Origin of the sequence: Streptomyces sp. W16 (assembly GCF_033194735.1) — a bacterium.
Lineage (GTDB): Bacteria > Actinomycetota > Actinomycetes > Streptomycetales > Streptomycetaceae > Streptomyces.
In genome coordinates this window covers 1-1,072 of the sequence record NZ_JAWOAI010001136.1, presented here as the reverse complement: position 1 = coordinate 1,072, position 1,072 = coordinate 1, and the positions used below count along the sequence as shown (strand labels likewise).

The window sequence follows — 1,072 nt, the reverse complement described above, 5'->3', positions numbered from 1 at the left end:
CACGGCCCGGTGCGCACCGAGGCCGAGGAAGTGGCCCGCGCGCTGCTGGGCGCCGCCTTCGACAGCGCCTACCGCGAGGGCCTCGCATTCACCTCGGACGACGCGGTGCGCCACGCGCTGGGCGAGCGGGAGTCACCCGCCCGGCAGTCGGCCGACAGCCCGCTCACCCGCCGTGAGACGGAGGTCGCCGAACTGGTCGCGGAGGGACTGACCAACCAGCAGATCGCCGACCGGCTGGTGGTCGCGCTGCGGACGGCGGAAGGCCATGTGGAGCGCATCCTCAGCAAGTTGGGCTTCACCTCCCGCAGCCAGGTCGCCGTCTGGGCCGAGGCACGCCGGGCCGTACGCCCCTGACGACGTACGGCCGTGAACCGAGCGAGAGAAAGGCAGCCCGATGGAACACGGAGAACCCACGACACCCACCCCCACCCCACCCGTTCCGCCCATCAAGCATCACGCCGGAATCCACTCGTCCGACGAGGAGTTCCTCGCGGTGGTGGTGCCCTTCCTCCGGGAGGCCATCGGCGCCGAGGACGAACCGGACCCGGTGGCCATCACCACCACACGCAAACTGGACCTGCTGCGGGACGCGCTCGGCCCCGACGCCCGACACGTGGACTTCCGCGACTCCGCACGCTGGTACCGCGGCAGTCCCGCGAACAGCATGGCCACCGCCCTCGACTACTACGTCACGCACGCGAGCCCCGAAGGCCGCCTCCACATGACGGGCGAGCCGGTCTGGGAGGGCCGTTCGCCGCGCCAGATCCCCGAGTGGAAGCGCTACGAGGCCCTGGCCACCGAGCTGTTCACCGGCGCACCGCCCGACCTGATGTGCCTCTACGACACCCGTACCGCACCGCCCGATGTCGTCGACGCCGCCCGGCACACCCATCCGACGGAACTGGACCGGCACGGCATCCGCCCCAGCCCGCTGTTCACGGAGCCCGCCGTGTACGCGACCCTCGACCTCGGCCCGCTGCCCGCCCCGCCCAGGGACGCGGTCGGGCTCGGCCTCGACGGGGACCTGACCGCCGGTCACCGGTTCGCGGCGGACCAGGCGCGGGCCCGTGGC

2 protein-coding genes are annotated in these 1,072 nt (G+C 72.8%); both read left to right on the top strand.

From position 1 onward, the window contains the following. A partial coding sequence (locus R6V09_RS53735) for a response regulator transcription factor (protein WP_317888638.1) occupies window positions 1-354 on the top strand: 354 nt, incomplete at its 5' end. 40 nt (window positions 355-394) lie between these two features. Continuing rightward, a partial coding sequence (locus R6V09_RS53730) for an MEDS domain-containing protein (protein ID WP_317888637.1) occupies window positions 395-1,072 on the top strand: 678 nt, incomplete at its 3' end.